Origin of the sequence: Massilia sp. UYP11 (genome assembly GCF_050434805.1) — a bacterium.
Taxonomy (GTDB): domain Bacteria; phylum Pseudomonadota; class Gammaproteobacteria; order Burkholderiales; family Burkholderiaceae_D; genus Telluria.
The window spans coordinates 1-1,987 of the sequence record NZ_JBNDJE010000053.1 but is presented as its reverse complement, the minus strand read 5'-3'; the positions used below and the strand labels follow the sequence as shown (position 1 = coordinate 1,987).

General features: G+C 60.8%; 2 protein-coding genes. One reads left to right on the top strand and one right to left on the bottom strand.

Annotated features, from left to right (window positions below; translation table 11 throughout):
* Positions 1–355 precede the first annotated feature (355 nt).
* Positions 356–754 (bottom strand): winged helix-turn-helix transcriptional regulator, encoded by a 399-nt coding sequence (locus tag ABIB38_RS24110; protein ID WP_285383209.1) that lies wholly within the window; start codon positions 752–754, stop codon positions 356–358.
* 98 nt (positions 755–852) lie between these two features.
* Between ABIB38_RS24110 and ABIB38_RS24105 the strand changes: the two genes are divergently transcribed.
* On the top strand, positions 853–1,698 hold the full coding sequence (locus tag ABIB38_RS24105) for an SDR family oxidoreductase (protein ID WP_285383208.1): 846 nt from the start codon (positions 853–855) through the stop codon (positions 1,696–1,698).
* Positions 1,699–1,987 lie beyond the last annotated feature (289 nt).

Below are 1,987 nucleotides of genomic sequence, written 5' to 3'. Positions count from 1 at the left end.
TCTCTTGTTCGAAGTGTCGGCCCTTGAACAGGTCGCTCGTGCTCGCGTGACTACGCATGTTAGGCAAAGGCCGTCATTCTAGCTGAGCTGCAGGTCTGCACCAGAGCCCGTTTCTCTAGGCAGTTGCTCCGCAGACAACGTATGGCATACATTGAAGCATTGGACGGCCGAGTTCGGCCAAGAGCGGACACAACGTTGAATGTAGCTGCGTCTGAACTAGCCTAAAAACTGGGATTAGCTGCGGTACTCTGCGGTCAAGCGGATGAGCTGACGCGCCTCGTCGACCATTCGGTCAGCCTCGCGCTCGACGTGTTCGAGAGCGACACGGGACGGATCACGGGCTGGCGCGAGGATCTCAGTGCGCGGCGGGACGAGATTCGAGAATGTCGGGTAGCATGATTTCGAGCCACTCAACCAGACCCTGCACCTTTTCCGCAGCTTCCAGTCCGATCGGCGTTAGCGTGTACTCGACATGGGGCGGCACGGTCTTGAAGTCCTTGCGGTCGACCATGCCGTCTGCCTCCAGCCATTGCAGGGTTTGCGCTAGCATGCGTTCGCTGACGCCGCCGATGCAACGCCGCAGGTCGCTGAAGCGCTGCTTACCAGGCATCAGGGCGATCAGCACGAGCACGCCCCAGCGGCTGGTCAGATGCTTCAGGATTTCGCGCGACGGGCAGGCGGCGGCCATCACGTTGCCGCGCATGAGGCGCTCGGAGAACGTGCCGTGTTCAGGTTCGGGGGAAAAATCAGACATGGTTATCTCTAACTAACATTTGTGTGCGTACTTCCTAAAGAGAAGTATAGTTCATATAATCGGGCCTCGTCCACATCGAACCCTTGAAGGAGTAAACCATGACTATTGCAGTAAGTGGCGCAACCGGCCAACTGGGCCGCCTCGTGATCGGCAAACTCAAACAGAAGGTCGCGACTGACAACATCGTCGGTCTCGTCCGTAACACCGAAAAAGCCAGGGATCTGGACGTCGCCGTCCGCGTGGCCGACTACACCCAGCCGGCCACGCTCGAGGCCGCCCTCGCCGGTATCGATACGCTGCTGCTCATCTCGGGCAACGAAATCGGCCAGCGTGCGACCCAGCACGCCAACGTGATCAATGCCGCAAAGAAAGCCGGCGTCAAGCGCATCGTGTACACGAGCCTGCTGCGCGCCGACCGCTCGCCGCTGAACCTGGCACCGGAGCACGTCCAGACCGAAGCCGACCTGAAGGCATCAGGCCTGCAGTACACCATCCTGCGCAATGGCTGGTACACGGAAAACTACACGGGTTCTATTACCCCGGCCCTGGCCAATGGCGCGTTCTACGGCAGCGCCGGCGACGGAAAGATCGCTTCCGCCGCACGTGCCGACTATGCCGAAGCGGCTGTCGTGGCCTTGACGAACGAAGCGCACAGCGGCATCACCTACGAGCTGGCCGGCGACAATGCCTACACGCTGGCGGAACTCGCCGCCGAGATCTCCAGCCAGACCGGCAAGGACATCCCCTATGTGAACATTCCGGAAGCCGACTACGCGGCCGCGCTCAAGGGCGCGGGTCTGCCGGAGGGCTTCGCCGCGGCCATCGCATCGTGGGACGTAGGCGCCTCGCAAGGCGCATTGTTCGACGATGGCCGCCAGCTGTCCAAGTTGATCGGCCGTCCGACCACATCGCTGGCCGACAGCGTCAGGCAAGCGCTCGCCTGAGCGCGTTCGATCCGGCCGTCCCGGCGGCTGGATTACCCAAGCTTCATTGAGGGCTGTCTGGCAAATCGCTCAGTGGGACAAGCCTGAGGCGGGGTGTCAAATCGACAGACGCCGCCACGGAAACTCCCCGAATCAGCGTAATCATCCGTCCGTCTGCCTCAGGCGTATGCACGACCTTGATTAACCATTGGATGGGCTTTGTTGCGTAAATCAGGCTCGGCCAGGGTATAAGGCGTAGGTCTGTTAGCCTGAGCAGGATGAAACCAGCTCCACAGAAGTACCGCACGAC